Raw genomic sequence first — 15450 nt, forward strand, 5'->3', positions numbered from 1 at the left:
CAGAAGAACATAAGAGAAGAGAGGTGGAGCAGGACCGGATCATAGTTCAGGCCCCAGCGCGAAGTGGAGCCGCAGCGGCTTCTCATCTTCGGAAATGCCCACCGCCAGATCGAGCCTGACCTGGCCGATGGGGGTCACCCAGCGCACACCGACCCCGGTGCCTATCTTCCAGGCCTCGCTGTAGTCGACCGTGGCGGTACCGCTGTCGACGAACAGGGCCCCCAGCCACTTGTCGCTGAAGCGGTAGTTGTACTCGGCACTGGCGACGCTCACGTAGCGGCCCCCCAGCAGTTTGCCGTCGCTGCCCCGCGGCGAGATGGTCTCGTAGCCGTAGCCCCGCACCGTCTGATCACCACCGGTAAAGAAACGCAGTGAAGGAGGCACCAGCGAGAAGCTGTCCCCTATGATGGCCCCCTGTTCGGCCCGCAGCAGGAAGCGGTGATCCTCCCCCAGGGTACGCAGCCATTTGCTGCGCCCCCACACCCGCACGAAGCTGATGTCGGAGCCCCAGTAGGGGTCGGAGAACTCCAGGGTGAGCTGCTGGCGATCACCCCAGTCGGGCACCAGACCGCCGCGCACCCGCAGCCGCGACCAAGAGACGCCGGGGATCAACAGCAAGCTGTTGCCCTCGTCGGCCCCCTGGGTATAGACCTCGTTCTCCAGCCGGATGAACACGTCCCGGTCCCAGCTCTCCGGCCGCCGCTTCCAGCGGTGCACGCTGAAGGTGGTCAGATCGGAGCGGGTATCGTTGTTGTCCTTGTACTGATAGCCGGCCTGCAGCGAGTAGTAGTCCCGCAGCGGGTTGCCCACCGGGATCTGGTAGTCGAAGCTGAGCTCCGCCTCGGGCTGGGAGACCTTGGCGGTGGCGTTGAGCCGGTGGCCGTAGCGGTTGACCCAGGGCTTCTCCCAGGTGGCACTCATGCGCGGCCCCACGTCGGTGGCATAGCCGATACCCGTTTCAATCTCGTGATCGACCCGGTTGGAGAGAGTCACCTGCACCGGCACCCGGTTATGCTCGGCCTGACTGATGAGGGGCTTGATGTCCACCTGCTTGAACAGCTTGGTGGAGGAGACATCCTGCGACATCTCCGCCAGCCGGATCGCCAGATAGGGGTCGCCGCTCTTGATGTTGATGAGAGGGCGGATGAGACGCAGCGCCTCCGGGGTGGCGTCGTAGCGGATCTCGCCGAAGTGGTAACGCGGGCCGGAGCGAAACAGGATGTAGATCTCGGCGGTGCCCTGATCCGGGAACACCTTGACCTGGCTCTTGCTGATCTTGGCGTCGAAGTAGCCGCGGGCCAGCCCCAGGCTGCCCAGATCCGCCTTGATGGATTCGTATTTGCCGTGGTTGAGGGGATCCCCCTCTTTCAGGGGCAGCTTGTCCAACAGCTCGCTGTAGAGCTCGTCGCTGCCGGCATCCCCTTCCAGCAGGATGTCGAGGCGGGAGATGATGACCGGCTTGCCGGGATCCACCTCGATGATCACCTTAGAGGGGGTTTTCTTGTCCCGGCTCAGGGTGATCTTGGGCTGGTAGTAGCCATAGACCTGCAGCGCCTTTTGCACGCTCTCGGTGATCTTGGGGCGGGCCGGACGGTACTGGCGCTCCTGATAGACCGGCAGGGCATTGAGGTAGGCTTCGACGTTGTCCTTGTTCTCCCCTTTCAACCCCTTGATCTGATAGGTGAGTTTGGCCGCCATGGCGGGCGTGACGAACAGCAGCAGACAGAGGCTCAGTCCCAGCGCGCGAAGCCCACGACGAAAAGCCCGTGCGGGCGGTGAGATCCCTGCAGGCAGGGGCGGATTGCATCCTGTCAAACGTCAATTTCCCCGAAGAACATGATTAAAATAATGCGATATTCAGAACGAATATGAGGCTCACTCGATCGCAAGCGCGCCTCATCCTAGCATATCCCCGGCTCGACATCAGAGCGGGTTGACCGCGAATTTCGCCATATTATTGAAGCCTTTGCCCGCGCGGGCCGCCCATTTTTCAGCCATTCCCCCGCAGACTTATGCCACTATGAGCCCAAAAGGGCAATCCATGACCCTCAGGGCCTGGCCAGATGGCCCCTGCCGGCCAATCCGGCCCGACGGCGCAATCTCCCCGATTTCCCGATGGGCGCGACACCAACTGTCGGCAACGGGTCAAGATAGCAGCAATGCCCTCTCCCCAAGCGGCACAGCCAGGCCCCTGGCCGACACTGGGCCATCTCACTCGCCCCTCCGCGGGACTGCGGATTTTATCTTGCCGGATCAAACAGTTGCCGTCACGCAATCAAAGCCTCGTTCAACCCAATCGATTTATCCCGCTGCCCCCCTGCTCACTTCTCGCCCACACTGGAGCCATTGGATCAGACCCCTGCCCCACCAGAGGAGACACCGTATGCACGCACGCAGCGAACAGATGGCGGACTACATCGCCGACCGACTCGAATTCATCACCTTTCTCGCCTGTTGCAGCGCCCTGCTGGCCCTGCTGACCGGCATGAACGGCCAGCAGGCGCTGGCCTTCACCGCGCTGAACCTGCCGTTCGGGCTCGCCATCCTGCTGGGCATGGCCATGCTGGCACCGCTGCCGACCCACTGGCGCCTGCCGGGCATCACCCTGCTGCTGGCAGGCAGCGCCCTGGCGACCCTGCAGCTGGGGGGCAACTGGCTCAATCCGCTGGCCATCTGGAGCCTGCACGCCCTGCTCGGGCTGGAGATCCTCTGGCAGGCGCGCTCCAGAACCCGGCTCGGGGCCCGTGCCCGCGGCTGATATGCCGATGACGGCTGACGCGCGGCAGGAATTGGAGTACTCTTTGCGCCCCCGATTTGCCCGCTACCGAGGAGCACCCCGATGAAAAAAGCCTGTGCCCAGCACATCCTGGTCAAGACCGAGAAAGAGTGTCTGGAGATCAAGGAGAAGATTGCCAAGGGAGCCGACTTCGGCCAGATGGCCAAGCGCTTCTCTACCTGCCCCTCCGGCAAGCGCTTCGGCGATCTGGGGGAGTTTTCGAAAGGGGACATGGTCAAGTCGTTTGACGATGCCGTGTTCAAGGGCGAGCTGCTGACCGTGCTCGGCCCGGTGCGCACCAAGTTCGGCTTCCACCTTATCAAGGTGCTCTACCGCAGCTGAGTTCAGGGCCCGGCTCAGGGCTCTGGGTTCAGCTCCACCGGCCAGCCACCGCAGCGGCGGGCATAGAAGCCGAAACGCCAGGGGTGGCGCGCCGCCCAGTCCTCCATCTCCGGCGCCGGGGTGAACCGGCTCTGCGGCCAGAGCGCTACCCGGCTCGGCCGCCCGTGCAGGGCCTGCCAGCGCGTCAGGCTCACCTGGGCCAAACGCCACTGATAGTCATCCTTCGGCAGCAGGGCCGGCGCAAATGCCAGCCCCCGGTTGCAATACTGGCCGTCGCCATCGCGCCCATCCACCAGCTGCCAGAAGACGTTGAGCAGATCGCCATACCCCACCTTGACCGGGTCATAGTCGATGCGCACCGCCTGGCGCTGCGGTGGCACTTCCCGCCAGCTCGACCCCGTCGCCACCCGCTGAATCACATAGCCCGGCTCCACCCGGCTGACCCCGGGCAGGGTCTCGTAGACGGCCTCGGCGCGCCACATGTCCCCCGCCGCCAGCACGGCGCTGTCCGCCCACAGCGGAACGCTTGGGAAAAGCAGCAGGATTGAGATAAATTTACTAACGTTATCAGTCAATTAAGTTTATCCTTCTGGGCACTTGTTCATCATAACCAGGGGATCCCCGTTATGCCCAGTTATTTGTGGTGGCCACTGCTGGCCTGGTTGCTGCCGCTCGCCGGCACCCTCGGCAGCCGTGTTTACCTCTGGCCCTGGTGGCTGGGGTTTGCCATCTGCCTGCTCGGGGCGCTCGTCTCCCTCGCCTTGCTGGTTCGCCTGCCCTGGTGTCGCAGCCGCTGCGCCAACGGCTGGGGCGTCGTTCCCCTGCTGTTGCCCCTGGCCTTCGTGGTGCAGGCGCTGCGCACGCCGCTGGTCAACGACGTGAGCACGGATCCCAGCAACCCGCCCCAGCTGCGCTGGGCAGCCGAACTCAGAACGGCGCAGGATCTGCCCATTAATCCGGCCCCCTTGAAAGCATTTGAGGGGAAACCCGGTCCTCTCTTTACCAGCGCCCCCCCGGCTGAGGTGATCACCGAGGCCCACGCCCTGATGGAGCTGCTCGGCTGGCAGGTGCGGCCAAGCCCACAAGGGCTCGAGGCGGTGGTCACCACCGGCTGGTTCGGTTTTCAGGATGACGTGGCGCTGCGGGTCTTTGCCGGGCCCAGCGAAACCCGCATCGACATGCGCTCCGCCTCCCGCCAGGGACGCAGCGACTTGGGCACCAACCGGGCCCGTATAGAGGAGTTTCTGATCCGCCTCAACGAGCGGCTGGGTCAGGCCTACAAACCCAATTTGAAGCAATAAGAAGGTCATCCATGCGCGTCGAGGTCAAGCCCGATCGGGAATATGCCTGGTTTATCCGCCCCTTTTTCTGGTTGCAAAAGCGCAACTACGGCCAGGTGCTCATTCCGGGCAAGTGCTGGGGCCGCTCACCACGCCTGTTTGCCGCCGTCGCCACCCTCTATGGCGTCATCAACCGCAAGCGCTCCCCCATCGACCCCGTGCTGCGCTCCCTGGTGACGGTGCGGGTATCCCAGCTCAACTGGTGCCGCTTTTGCGTCGACATCAACGCCATGACCCTGATAAAGAGAGCCGGCTCCAGCGAGAAGGTGGAGGTGCTCGCCAACTGGCGCGAAAGCCCGCTGTTCGATGAGCGAGAAAAAGCCGTACTCGACTACACAGAGGCGATGACGGGCCTCGATGGGGTCAGCGACGAGCAGGCCGCCCGTCTCAAGCCCTGGTTCGACGACGACGCCATGGTGGAGCTGACCGGCCTCATCGCCTTCCAGAACATGTCGGCCAAGTTCAACGCCGCCCTCGATATCGCCCCGCAGGGCTTTTGCCAGCTGCCGGTGCAACCCGAGCGCCCGGCCCAGCCGAACAGCAAGGATGCCTGATGAGAGGCTTCCGCCTGCTGCTGGTGCTGGTCATGGGCTGCCTCATCGGCGCCTTTTTCGCCTTCGACCTGGGCCACTACCTGAGCCTGCCCCAGCTGCAGGCCCGTCAGGCCGAGCTGGCCGCCCTGGTCGACCGCCATTTCGGCGCCGCCGCCCTGCTGTTCGTCGCCGTCTACGTGGTGAGCACCGCCCTCTCCCTGCCTGGCGCCAGCCTGCTCACCCTGGCCGGCAGCGCCGTGTTCGGCGTTGCTTGGGGGCTCTTGCTGGTCTCCTTTGCCAGCAGCATTGGCGCGACCCTGGCCTTTCTCAGCGCCCGCTTTCTGCTGCGCGACTGGGTCGAGCGACGCTTTGGCGACAAGCTGGCCAGCTTGCAGGCCGGCATGAAGAAGGAAGGGGCGCTTTATCTGCTGAGCCTGCGCCTCATCCCCATCTTCCCCTTCTTTCTGGTCAACCTGCTGATGGGGCTCACCCCCATCAGAGTCAGCACCTACTACTGGGTGAGCCAGCTCGGCATGCTGCCCGGCACCTTCGTCTACGTGCTGGCGGGCAGCGAGCTCGCCAACCTCACCAGCACCGGCAATATCCTCTCCCCCGGCCTGATGGTGGCGCTGACCCTGCTCGGGCTGATGCCGATGCTGCTCAAGGGTCTGCAGCGGCGCCTCGCCCTGCATCGGCTGTACGCCCCCTACCGCAAGCCGACGCACTATGACTACAACCTGCTGGTGATTGGCGCCGGGGCCGGCGGCCTTGTGACCAGCTATATCGCCGCGGCGGTGAAGGCCAAGGTGGCGCTCATCGAGAAGCACAAGATGGGGGGCGATTGCCTCAACAGCGGCTGCGTCCCCTCCAAGGCGCTTATCCGAAGCGCCCGCTTTGCCGCCGAGCAGCGCCGGGCCAGTGAACTGGGCTTTGGCCCAAACCAGACCAGCGCCGATTTCGCCGCCGTGATGGAGCGAGTCGCCCGCGTCATCAAGGAGGTTGAACCCCACGACTCCATCGAGCGCTATCAGGGGCTGGGGGTGGAGTGCATCCAGGGGGAGGCAAGGCTGGTCTCTCCCTGGGAGGTGGAGGTGAATGGTCAGCGCCTTGCCAGCCGTCATATCGTGCTCGCCACCGGCGCCCGGCCGCTGGTGCCCGAGCTGCCGGGGCTGGATCAGGTGCCTTGGCTCACCTCCGACAGCCTCTGGCAGCTGCGCAGCGCACCGCGCCAGCTGCTGGTGCTGGGCGGCGGCCCCATCGGCTGCGAGCTGGCCCAGAGTTTTGCCCTGCTTGGGGTGCCCGTTACCCTGGTAGAGCTCTCGGATCAGCTGCTGCCCCGCGAAGAGCGGGAGGTGGCCGAGCTACTGGCGGAGCAGCTGGCCCGCGACGGCGTGCGGGTGCTCAACGGCTGGCGCGCCGAGCGAGCCGACTATCTGCCAGCGGCCTCGGATCTCCCCATCCGGCTGCAACTGCGCCGGGGCGACGAGACGCAAATAATTGAAGGCGATCAGCTGCTGCTGGCGCTGGGCCGGGTGGCCAACGTCAGCGGTTTCGGGCTCGAAGCGCTGGGGGTGGCGCTGACCCCGCGCGGCACGGTGGCGGTCGATGGCTTCCTTGCCACCAACTACCCCAGCATTCTGGCGGTGGGGGACGTAGCGGGCCCTTACCAGCTCACCCATGCCGCCGCCCATCAGGGCTGGTACGCCGCCGTCAATGCCCTGTTCAGCCCGTTCAAGCGCTTTCGGGCCGACTATCGGGTCATGCCGGCCGCCATCTACACCACCCCCGAAATTGCCCGGGTCGGCCTCAACCAGAAAGAGGCCAGGGCGCAGGGCATCCCCTTCGAGCTGACCCGCTTCGCGCTGGCCGAGCTGGACAGAGCCATCGCCGACGGCGAGCGCCAGGGCTTTATCGAGGTGCTCACCGTACCCGGCAAGGATCAGATCCTGGGTGCCAGCATAGTGGGCACTCACGCCGGCGAGCGGATCGCCGAGTTCGTGCTCGCCATGCGCCACCGCCTCGGCCTTGGCAAGATCCTCGCCACCATCCACGCCTACCCCACCCTGATGGAGGGGAACAAGTATGTGGCGGGCGAGTGGCGACGGGCCCGTCAGCCCGCCACCCTGCTGGCGCTGCTGACCCGTTATCACCGCTGGCGCCGCGGCGCCTGACCAACCAGGTAACCCAGATGCGACACTCATTGCCCTCGTTCAAACAGCTGCTGCGTGCCCTGCCCCTGCTGGCTGGCAGCCTCCTCTTCACCCAGGCCAACGCCGCTGACAACCCGCAGTGGCAGCAGACCCTCGAGGAGGCCAAGGGGCAGACCGTCTACTTCAACGCCTGGGGCGGCAGCCCGGAGATCAACGCCTATCTGGTGTGGGCCGGCCAGGAGCTGGCGCGCGAATACCAGGTCAAGCTGGTGCAGGTGAAGGTGGATGACATCGCCCAGAGCGTCAGCCAGCTGCTGGCCAACAAGCAGGCCGGCAAGCGCAGTGGCGGCCCCATCGACCTGCTCTGGGTCAACGGCGAGAACTTCAAGGCGCTCAAGGAGCAGGGGCTGCTCGGCGCCCCCTTTACCCGGGAGCTGCCCAACATGGCGCTGGTCGACGGTACCCTGCCGGTGAGCGAGGACTTCACCGTGCCGGTGGAGGGGCTGGAAGCCCCCTGGGGCATAGGCCAGATCAACCTGATGGTCAACGGCGAAGAGGTCAGCCCGCTGCCCACCTCGGCGGCGGCCCTGCTCGCCTGGACCCAGGCCCACCCCGGCCGCTTCACCTATCCCAAGCCGCCCCAGTTTCACGGCTCCAGCTTCCTCAAGCAGATCTTGCTGGAGCTGACCCCGGATCCCGCCCCCCTCTATCGGGAGGCGACCGATGCCGATTTTGCCAAAGTTACCGCCCCGCTCTGGGCCTGGCTGGACGAGTTGCACCCGACACTCTGGCGCAAGGGCAAGCTGTTCCCCACCAGCGCCGCCGAAACCCGCCAGCTGCTCGATGACGGCGAGCTGGCGATGGCCATCAGTTTCAACCCGCAGGAGGCGCAGAGCGCTGTGCAAAACGGCACCCTGCCCCCCAGCGTGGTGGCGGTGGCCATGGCGAAAGGGGCGCTGACCAACAGCCACTTCCTCGCCATCCCCTTCAACGCCAACGCCCGTGCTGGTGCCAAGGTGGTAGCGAACTTCCTGCTGAGCCCCGCCGCCCAGGAGCGCAAGGCCGAGCCCGCCTTCTGGGGCGATCCCAGCGTGCTGCGCGCCGATGCCCTGCCCGCCACCCAGCAGCAGGCGCCGGCACTGCGCTTCAAATCGGTGGCTGAGCCCCATCCCAGCTGGCAACTCAGGCTCGAAGCGGCCTGGGCCGAGCGTTACAGCCACTGATGAGCCGCTTTGGCAGCTCTGCATCCGCTTGGCGCCCCCTGTTCACGGCGGGGTGCGCCCTGGTTTTTGGCCTCCCGCTGCTGGCGGGGGGCTGGCAGCTGCTGGCCGAGGGGCTGAGTCAGGCCCACCTGCAGCGGCTGCTGGCCCAGCCGGGCATCTGGCACTCGGCGCTGCTGAGCCTGTGGATTGGCGCCGCCTCGACCCTGGCCAGCCTGCTGCTGACCGCCCTGCTGCTGGCCCACAGCGACAGCCGGGCCGTCGGCTGGCTGCGCCGGCTGCTTTCGCCCTTGCTGGCGCTGCCCCACGTCGCCTTTGCCATCGGCTTTGCCTTTCTGCTCGCCCCCTCCGGCTGGCTGCTACGCCTGCTCTCGCCGACCCTCACCGGGTTCGAGCTGCCCCCCGACTGGCAGACCCTGCGCGATCCCGCCGGGCTCGGGCTCATCCTCGCCTTGACCCTCAAGGAGACCCCCTTCCTGCTGCTGATGGCGCTCGGTGCGCAAGACCCCGCCAGGGTGGCGCGTCAGCAGTGGCTGGGGGCGAGCCTTGGCTTCAGCGCCCCCCAGATCTGGTGGCGCCTGCTGCTGCCGGCGCTGTGGCCTGCCTTGCGTCTGCCCCTCTATGCGGTGGCCGCCTACGGGGTGGCGGTGGTGGATCTGGCCCAGCTGCTCGGGCCCGATGCCCCTGCCCCGCTGGCCGTTCGCCTGTGGCTCTGGTATCAGGACCCGGATCTGGCCTGGCGCGGCGCCACCGCCAGCGGCGCCCTGCTGCTGCTCGTCCTCACGGCGCTGCTGCTGGCCCTGCTGCGGCTGCTCGAGCTGGCCCATAGAGCCCTTGGCAAACCCGGCTGGCTCGATGGCAGGCGAGCCAACCCAAGCACTCTTGGCCGCACCCTTGCCACCGGCAGCGTGGCGACCCTGATCACCATCAATCTGGCGGTGCTGGGGGCGCTGCTGCTCTGGTCGCTGACCCGGCGCTGGCCCTTTCCCGCCCTCTGGCCGAGCCAGTGGAGCGGCCGCCATTGGCTCGAACTGCTGCCGACCCTGTCGCCGCTGCTGACCACCAGCATGCTGCTGGCATTGGCGAGCGGGGCGATAGCGCTGGTGATGGCGGTACTGAGCCTGGAAGCGCAGGCGGGCCGTAGCCCCTGGCCGCTCTGGCTCATCTGCCTGCCGCTGCTGCTGCCGCAGGCCAGCCTGCTGTTCGGCATTCGGCTCGGGGTGGACTGGTTCAGCCTCGGGTGGGGGGGCGATGGCATCGGCTGGGGCTGGGTGCTCTGGAGCCAGCTGCTGTTCGTCTTTCCCTATGTTTACTTGTGTCTGCAGGGCCCTTATCGCCAGTTCGACGTGCGGATCACCCAGAGCGCCCTGCTGTTAGGTGCCACCCCGTGGCGAGCCTGGTGGCAGGTGAAAGGGCCGCTGCTGGCCCGTCCTCTGCTGTTCGCCTTCGGCGTCGGAGCGGCGGTGAGTCTGGCCCAATACCTGCCGACCCTGCTGTTTGGCGCCGGCCGGGTGATCACCATTACCACCGAGGCGGTGGCCATCGGCAGCGGCCTCAACCGGCGGCTGGCGGGCCTCTACGGCCTGCTGCAACTGCTGCTGCCGCTCGTTATCTATCTGCTGGCGCTCTGGCTGCCGGCCCGGCTCAACCCGGCGCTCAAGGGCGCCCGCTGACGAGGAACTCTCATGATGGAGATAGCCATATGTTGAGCACCACGCCTCTTCACCTCTATCTGGAGGAGAACCTGCTGCTCTCGCTGCCCGCCCTGCAGGTGGCACCGGGCGAGGTGTTGACCCTGATGGGACCCAGTGGCTGTGGCAAGAGCTCGCTGTTGGCGGCGCTGGCGGGGGTATTGCCCGCAAGCGGCCCCATCCGGCTGGAGGGGGACGTGACCCAGGGCGCGCGCCGGCTCACCCAACTGCCGCCCCAGGCGCGGCGCATCGGCATGCTGTTTCAGGATGATCTGCTGTTCGACCACCTGACGGTGGCGGAGAACCTGATGTTCGGCATGCCGGCCAGCGTGAAGGGGCTCGGAGCGCGGCGGGAAAAGGCAGTGGCCGCGCTGGCGCAGGTAGATCTGACCAGTCAGGCGGACAAGCTGCCGGGGGCGCTCTCCGGCGGCCAGAAGGCCCGTGTCAGCCTGCTGCGAGCGCTCTTGGCCGAGCCCGAAGCATTGTTGTTGGACGAGCCCTTCTCCCGCCTCGACAAGCCGCTGCGGGCCGCCTTTCGCGCGCTGGTGTTCACGCAGATCAAGGCGCTGGCCATCCCCGCCATTCTGGTGACCCACGACGAAGATGACGCGCCGGGCACCATAATCCAGCTCACCGAATCCCGTTTTTGACCGAGGAGTTCACCTTGTTTGACCGCCACCTGATCCCCGTTATCCGCAGCCCCCTCACCTGGCTCGCCAGACCGCTCTGTCGCGCCGGGATCAGCGCCAACCAGGTCAGCCTCACCGGCTTTGCCATCGGCATGCTGGCGCTGCCGCTGCTGGCCTTTGGCTGCTATCAGTGGGCGCTCGTGGCCATCTTGCTCAACCGGCTGCTGGACGGGCTCGACGGCGCCGTGGCGCGGGAGACCGGCATCACCGACTGCGGCGGTTTTCTCGACATCACGCTCGACTTCATCTTCTACGCCGCCGTGGTGCTGGGCTTTGCCCTCGCCGTCCCCGCCAATGCGCTGCCCGCCGCCACCCTGCTGTTTGCCTTCATGGGCACCGGCTCGAGCTTTCTGGCATTTGCCATCATGGCGGGCAAGCGGGGCATCGACAATCCGGTCTACCACCACAAGTCCCTCTACTATCTGGGCGGCCTCACCGAGGGGAGCGAGACCATAACCCTGTTCGTGCTGATGTGCCTGTGGCCCGCCGCCTTCGCCCCGCTCGCCTACGGCTTTGCCCTGCTCTGCGCCATCACCACCCTGACCCGGCTCTGGAGCGGCTACCACACCCTGCGTTGAGGCAGGACGGCGGGAGGGGGCCGCTACGGAACACTTGCGCATGGACGACAATGTTTTACCATGGCGACACTCTTTTTCAGGCTCATGAGAACCTTATGCGTCGCCTTGTCTCCGTGCTCACCCTCTCCCTGTTTCCCATGCTCTATGGCTGCAGCAGCACGCCGGCTGCCAAGCCCGTGGTCAAGCACCAGCCCAACAGCGCCTTCATCAACCAGACGCCACCGAGCAAACCCTTCTACGGGCAGGTGAGCCAGCCGGGAGTCAGCAAGGGGGACTTCGCCAATCGCGCCAATGTGAACAACTTCGTGCAGCGGATGGTGCAAAAGCACGGGTTCGACGGCGCTGAGCTGCACCGGGTGCTGGCCCAGGCCGAGCGCTATGACTGGATCATCCGCCTGATGGATGCCCAGGCCCCCACCACCACGCCGCCCACCGGCCCGACTGGCGCCTGGAATCGCTACCGCGCCAAGTTCATCACCCCGGACAACGTACAGAACGGCGTCAGCTTCTGGCGTGAGTACGAGAACGAGCTCAACCGCGCCCAGCAGATCTATGGGGTGCCGCCCGAGATCATCGTCGGCATTATCGGGGTCGAGACCCGCTGGGGCCGGGTGATGGGCAAGACCCGCATCCTGGATGCACTGGCGACCCTGGCGTTCGACTACCCGCGCCGGGCCGAGTTCTTCACCAGCGAGCTGGAATCCTTCCTGGTGATGACCCGCGACGAGGGGATGGATCCCACCGAACCCAAGGGTTCCTACGCCGGCGCTATGGGCTACGGCCAGTTCATGCCCTCCAGCTTCCAGCGCTATGCGGTGGACTTCAACGGCAACGGCCACACCAACCTGTGGGATCCGGTGGATGCCATCGGCAGCGTGGCCAACTACTTCAAGGCCCACGGCTGGGAGAAGGGACAACCGGTGGCGGTGCGCGGTCAGGGCCAGCTGCCCGGCTACGAACACGGCTTCCAGACTCGCTACCCGGTCGCCTCCCTGCGCCGCGCCGGGCTGACTCCCACCAGCACCCTCGGCAACCACAGCGAGGCGAGCCTGCTGCGCCTGGATGTGGGCACCGGCTATCAGTACTGGTACGGCTTGCCCAACTTCTACACCATCACCCGCTACAACCACAGCACCCACTACGCCATGGCAGTGTGGCAGCTGGGGCTGGCGGTCAAGGATGCCCGCGGCGGTTTCTGATCCGGCCGGATAAAAAAGGCGGCCCTCGGGGCCGCCGCGCCAACCATCCACACTGCGCCTTCGGGCGCAGTGTGCGTTTACAGCACCCCCGCCTTCGCCAGACGATCCAGCTCGGCAAGCAGGGCGGCCGGCTCCACCCGACGGGTGTAATCGGCGTTGATGAAGTGGTAGAGCACGGTGCGGTCCTGGCCGATGATGTAGCTGGCCGGCACCGGCAGGGTGAAGCTCTCGTCGCCGTTGCTCGCCGGGATGTCGATGCCAAAGCCGGCATAGATGGGCCTGAGCGCCTCCGGCAGCTCGAACACCAGTCCCAGCGCTGCCGAGACCCGGTTGCCCTCATCGCTCAGCACTGTGATCGCCAACTCGTTGGCGGTGAGGGTATCCTGCGCCGAACTGGGAGTTTCCGGCGTCATGCCGATGAGGTTCACACCGCGCACGCGCAGCGCCGGCAACACGGCGTTGAGCGCCTGCATCTCCATGTTGCAGTAGGGACACCAGCCACCGCGGTAGACGTTGAGCAGCACAGGCCCCTCCGCCAGATAGTGGGAGAGCGGGCGCACCACCCCGTGCTGATCCGGCAGGGCGAAGTCGGGCATCCGCTCTCCGCGTCCCAGGGCGGCCTGCTCCAGCCCGCTTGCTTGCAGGCTGCGGGTCGCCTCCTCCATCAGGGCCAGTACCGGGGCCGGCACCTGGCGCTGCTTCTGCTCATCGTACGCTTTGATTTTTTGCTCGAGTGTGTGCATCATGACCATCCTTTTTGTAGTGGTCGCTACAATATCAAGCGGACCACGACCCATGGTCAAGCTGTTTTTTAGCGATCACTATAAAATAACGTTTCACAAGGCAGGAATCGAGATGGCAAGACCCGCATCATTTGACAGAGAACAGGTACTGGAAATCGCCCTCAACGCCTTCTGGGATACCGGCTTCAGCAACACCGGCATTGCCGCGCTGGTCGAACGGATGGGACTCAAGCCCAGCAGCCTGTACGGCGCCTTCAGCTCAAAGGAGGGGTTGTTCATGGAGGTGCTGCAGCGCTATTCGGCGCAGAGCCTGGCGCAGATCGAGCAGATCCTGGGTTCGGCAGCCTCCCCCCTGGCGGGCGTGCAGGCCCTGCTCGATGCAGTGGCCCGGGATGCCATCGCCAGCGAGGCGCACCGTGGTTGCCTGCTGGTCAACACCTTGCTGGAGATCGGCCGTCACCACCCGCTCATTCAGGAGACCGCCAGCAGCCACCTCGCCGAGGTCGAGCTGCGGGTCAGTGCAGCCCTGCGCCAGGCGCAGGCAGCAGGGGAGCTGGCCGCCGGGCGCGACGTCGACGCCACCGCCGCCTTGCTGATGACCATGGTGTGGGGATTGCGTGTGCTGGGCCGCACCCATCCGCCCGCCGCCAAGGTGAACGCCGTGCTGGCCCAGATGCAGGCCATCTTGTCTGCGGAGGCATGACGACCGCTCACTAGGCTGTGGGGGTCACTCGTTTTCCAGCAGCCAGCGCTTGAGCAGGGCGGCCAGCTGCTCCTGCTCGGCCAGGGTCAATGGCGCCAGCAGGCGCCGCTCGTTGGCCACGTGCCGCTCCACCGCCCGGTCAACCAACTCCCGACCCGCGTCGGTCAGGCAGACCAGCAGGCTGCGCCGATCGCTCGGGGCGGCCTGACGTTCGATCAAACCCCGCTCTGCCAGTTTGTCGAGCCGGGCTGTCATGGCCCCCGAGCTCAACATGGCGGATTGATAGAGCACGGTCGGGGTGAGCGGTTCGCCGGCTCGGCGCAGGGTCGCCAGAATGTCGAAGTCGCTGCCGAGCAGGCCGCACTCCTTGAGCTCCTCGCTCACCTCCCGTCCGGCGATCGCCGCCATTCGCGCCACCCGTCCCAGCACGCCCATGGGAGAGCAGTCGAGATCCGGTCGCTGCCGGGCCCACTGGGCCAGCAGCAGGTCTACATGATCTGATTCCATCTTCGGCCACTTATCTTTTTATCGAGATACTTGATGGTAAACCAATTAGAGGCTAATTTATCTTTACTTAAAGATACTTCATAGAGAGACAAATGCATGCCCATGCTGATCGCCCTGCTGGCCCCCCTGCTCTGGGGCAGCACCTATGCCGTCGTCAGCCTCTACTTGACCGACTACTCCCCCTACTGGGTGGCGGTATGGCGGGCGTTGCCAGCCGGCCTGCTCCTGTTGCTGGTGCACCCGCGCCTGCCCCCCCTACCTTGGGGCAAGCAGAGCCTGCTGGCGTTTTGCAACATCGCCGCCTTCTTCGCCCTGCTGTTCGTGGCCGCCTTCCGGCTGCCCGGGGCCGTGGCGGGTACGCTCGGTGCCACCCTGCCACTGGTCTTGATGTTGCTGGCTTGGCTGCAGGATGGCGTCAGGCCGTCCCTGAAATGGCTGCTGCTGGGCCTGATGGGGCTGGGCGGGGTCTTGTTGCTGCTCAACCCTTCCGCCAATCTGGATCCTGTCGGCGTGACCTGCGCCCTGCTGGCCACCCTGCTCATCGGTCAGTCCAGCCGCTGGATGCGCCACTGGCCGGTCAGCGATCTGCTGGCGCTGACCGCCTGGCAACTGCTGCTGGGCGGCCTGATGCTGATCCCGCTCGCCTGGTGGCTGGCCGGCCCCATGCCGCTGCCACAGCCGGCAAGCGCTCCTGGTCTGCTCTGGCTGATCCTGCTCAATACGGCGCTGGCCTACTGGGCCTGGCTGTGGGGGCTCAAGCGCCACGGCCCGGAGGTGATGGGCATGCTGGCCCTCACCAACCCCATGGTGGCCGTCTCCTGCGGCGTGCTGATGGTGGGGGAGACGCTGGATGCCCGCCAATGGCTCGGCATCGGGGTGATCCTGGCCTCACTGTTTCTGATGAAGCTGCCTGCCCGCCCCTTCTTCAAGCGCTGGCAGGCCCGCCGGGCGTGCACCGGCCAGTGCGGCAAGCCGTAAG

Annotated in this window: 16 protein-coding genes; 12 read left to right on the forward strand and 4 right to left on the reverse strand. The window is 66.0% G+C overall.

What is annotated here, in order from left to right; genetic code table 11:
• Positions 1-39: 39 nt before the first annotated feature.
• The gene (locus tag ACB031_RS10365) at positions 40-1815 is read right to left on the reverse strand and encodes an autotransporter assembly complex family protein (RefSeq protein ID WP_017783884.1); all 1776 of its coding nucleotides are present in this window, start codon (positions 1813-1815) and stop codon (positions 40-42) included.
• Between the two features lie 568 nt (positions 1816-2383).
• Between ACB031_RS10365 and ACB031_RS10370 the strand changes: the two genes are divergently transcribed.
• Complete coding sequence (locus tag ACB031_RS10370; RefSeq protein ID WP_371139504.1) at positions 2384-2758, forward strand: hypothetical protein; 375 nt, start codon at positions 2384-2386, stop codon at positions 2756-2758.
• Positions 2759-2839: 81 nt separating this feature from the next.
• Complete coding sequence (locus ACB031_RS10375) at positions 2840-3118, forward strand: peptidylprolyl isomerase (protein WP_005299228.1); 279 nt, start codon at positions 2840-2842, stop codon at positions 3116-3118.
• 14 nt (positions 3119-3132) lie between these two features.
• Here ACB031_RS10375 and ACB031_RS10380 read toward each other — a convergent pair whose 3' ends face one another.
• Positions 3133-3693 (reverse strand): peptide-methionine (S)-S-oxide reductase, encoded by a 561-nt coding sequence (locus tag ACB031_RS10380; protein ID WP_371139505.1) that lies wholly within the window; start codon positions 3691-3693, stop codon positions 3133-3135.
• Positions 3694-3744: 51 nt separating this feature from the next.
• On the opposite strand from ACB031_RS10380, the gene ACB031_RS10385 reads away from it, so the two are divergent.
• From ACB031_RS10385 to mltB, 8 genes are all read left to right on the forward strand, one after another.
• Positions 3745-4419 (forward strand): DUF1499 domain-containing protein, encoded by a 675-nt coding sequence (locus tag ACB031_RS10385; protein WP_371139506.1) that lies wholly within the window; start codon positions 3745-3747, stop codon positions 4417-4419.
• A gap of 11 nt (positions 4420-4430) precedes the next feature.
• Positions 4431-5012 carry a carboxymuconolactone decarboxylase family protein gene (locus ACB031_RS10390; RefSeq protein ID WP_371139507.1) on the forward strand — a complete coding sequence of 194 codons (582 nt, stop codon included), beginning with the start codon at positions 4431-4433 and terminating at the stop codon, positions 5010-5012.
• On the forward strand, positions 5012-7162 hold the full coding sequence (locus tag ACB031_RS10395; RefSeq protein ID WP_371139508.1) for an FAD-dependent oxidoreductase: 2151 nt from the start codon (positions 5012-5014) through the stop codon (positions 7160-7162). The genes ACB031_RS10390 and ACB031_RS10395 overlap by 1 nt, the downstream gene beginning before the upstream one ends.
• A 17-nt stretch (positions 7163-7179) precedes the next feature.
• The gene (locus ACB031_RS10400; RefSeq protein ID WP_371139509.1) at positions 7180-8364 is read left to right on the forward strand and encodes an ABC transporter substrate-binding protein; all 1185 of its coding nucleotides are present in this window, start codon (positions 7180-7182) and stop codon (positions 8362-8364) included.
• Entirely contained in the window at positions 8364-10034 is a 1671-nt protein-coding gene (locus ACB031_RS10405; RefSeq protein WP_371139510.1) for an ABC transporter permease, read from the forward strand. Before ACB031_RS10400 ends, ACB031_RS10405 begins: the two co-directional genes overlap by 1 nt.
• Positions 10035-10063: 29 nt before the next feature.
• On the forward strand, positions 10064-10702 hold the full coding sequence (locus ACB031_RS10410) for an ATP-binding cassette domain-containing protein (RefSeq protein WP_244366277.1): 639 nt from the start codon (positions 10064-10066) through the stop codon (positions 10700-10702).
• Between the two features lie 14 nt (positions 10703-10716).
• On the forward strand, positions 10717-11319 hold the full coding sequence (locus ACB031_RS10415; RefSeq protein ID WP_244366281.1) for a CDP-alcohol phosphatidyltransferase family protein: 603 nt from the start codon (positions 10717-10719) through the stop codon (positions 11317-11319).
• A gap of 95 nt (positions 11320-11414) precedes the next feature.
• Positions 11415-12518 (forward strand): lytic murein transglycosylase B, encoded by a 1104-nt coding sequence (mltB, locus tag ACB031_RS10420; protein ID WP_371139511.1) that lies wholly within the window; start codon positions 11415-11417, stop codon positions 12516-12518.
• A gap of 77 nt (positions 12519-12595) precedes the next feature.
• Here the strand turns inward: mltB and ACB031_RS10425 are convergent, their stop codons facing one another.
• On the reverse strand, positions 12596-13261 hold the full coding sequence (locus ACB031_RS10425; protein ID WP_371139681.1) for a peroxiredoxin-like family protein: 666 nt from the start codon (positions 13259-13261) through the stop codon (positions 12596-12598).
• 112 nt (positions 13262-13373) lie between these two features.
• Here ACB031_RS10425 and ACB031_RS10430 point away from each other — a divergent pair, with 112 nt between their 5' ends.
• On the forward strand, positions 13374-13964 hold the full coding sequence (locus tag ACB031_RS10430) for a TetR/AcrR family transcriptional regulator (RefSeq protein WP_017781822.1): 591 nt from the start codon (positions 13374-13376) through the stop codon (positions 13962-13964).
• 24 nt (positions 13965-13988) lie between these two features.
• Here ACB031_RS10430 and ACB031_RS10435 read toward each other — a convergent pair whose 3' ends face one another.
• Positions 13989-14471 (reverse strand): MarR family winged helix-turn-helix transcriptional regulator, encoded by a 483-nt coding sequence (locus ACB031_RS10435; RefSeq protein ID WP_011705436.1) that lies wholly within the window; start codon positions 14469-14471, stop codon positions 13989-13991.
• Positions 14472-14567: 96 nt separating this feature from the next.
• Here ACB031_RS10435 and ACB031_RS10440 point away from each other — a divergent pair, with 96 nt between their 5' ends.
• A complete protein-coding gene (locus ACB031_RS10440; protein ID WP_371139512.1) occupies positions 14568-15449 on the forward strand; it encodes a DMT family transporter in 882 nt (293 codons plus the stop codon).
• Position 15450 lies beyond the last annotated feature (1 nt).

This window comes from Aeromonas sp. S8(2024) (assembly GCF_041403085.1).
GTDB lineage: Bacteria > Pseudomonadota > Gammaproteobacteria > Enterobacterales > Aeromonadaceae > Aeromonas > Aeromonas dhakensis.

Bases quoted from the DNA above. Each gene is read 5' to 3' on its own strand.
- ACB031_RS10435 (WP_011705436.1), bottom strand. From the start codon at position 14,471: ATGGAATCAGATCATGTAGACCTGCTGCTGGCCCAGTGGGCCCGGCAG.
- ACB031_RS10370 (WP_371139504.1), top strand. From the start codon at position 2,384: ATGCACGCACGCAGCGAACAGATGGCGGACTACATCGCCGACCGACTC.
- ACB031_RS10375 (WP_005299228.1), top strand. From the start codon at position 2,840: ATGAAAAAAGCCTGTGCCCAGCACATCCTGGTCAAGACCGAGAAAGAG.
- ACB031_RS10400 (WP_371139509.1), top strand. From the start codon at position 7,180: ATGCGACACTCATTGCCCTCGTTCAAACAGCTGCTGCGTGCCCTGCCC.
- ACB031_RS10385 (WP_371139506.1), top strand. From the start codon at position 3,745: ATGCCCAGTTATTTGTGGTGGCCACTGCTGGCCTGGTTGCTGCCGCTC.
- mltB (WP_371139511.1), top strand. From the start codon at position 11,415: ATGCGTCGCCTTGTCTCCGTGCTCACCCTCTCCCTGTTTCCCATGCTC.
- ACB031_RS10395 (WP_371139508.1), top strand. From the start codon at position 5,012: ATGAGAGGCTTCCGCCTGCTGCTGGTGCTGGTCATGGGCTGCCTCATC.
- ACB031_RS10390 (WP_371139507.1), top strand. From the start codon at position 4,431: ATGCGCGTCGAGGTCAAGCCCGATCGGGAATATGCCTGGTTTATCCGC.
- ACB031_RS10440 (WP_371139512.1), top strand. From the start codon at position 14,568: ATGCCCATGCTGATCGCCCTGCTGGCCCCCCTGCTCTGGGGCAGCACC.
- ACB031_RS10405 (WP_371139510.1), top strand. From the start codon at position 8,364: ATGAGCCGCTTTGGCAGCTCTGCATCCGCTTGGCGCCCCCTGTTCACG.
- ACB031_RS10410 (WP_244366277.1), top strand. From the start codon at position 10,064: ATGTTGAGCACCACGCCTCTTCACCTCTATCTGGAGGAGAACCTGCTG.
- ACB031_RS10430 (WP_017781822.1), top strand. From the start codon at position 13,374: ATGGCAAGACCCGCATCATTTGACAGAGAACAGGTACTGGAAATCGCC.
- ACB031_RS10425 (WP_371139681.1), bottom strand. From the start codon at position 13,261: ATGCACACACTCGAGCAAAAAATCAAAGCGTACGATGAGCAGAAGCAG.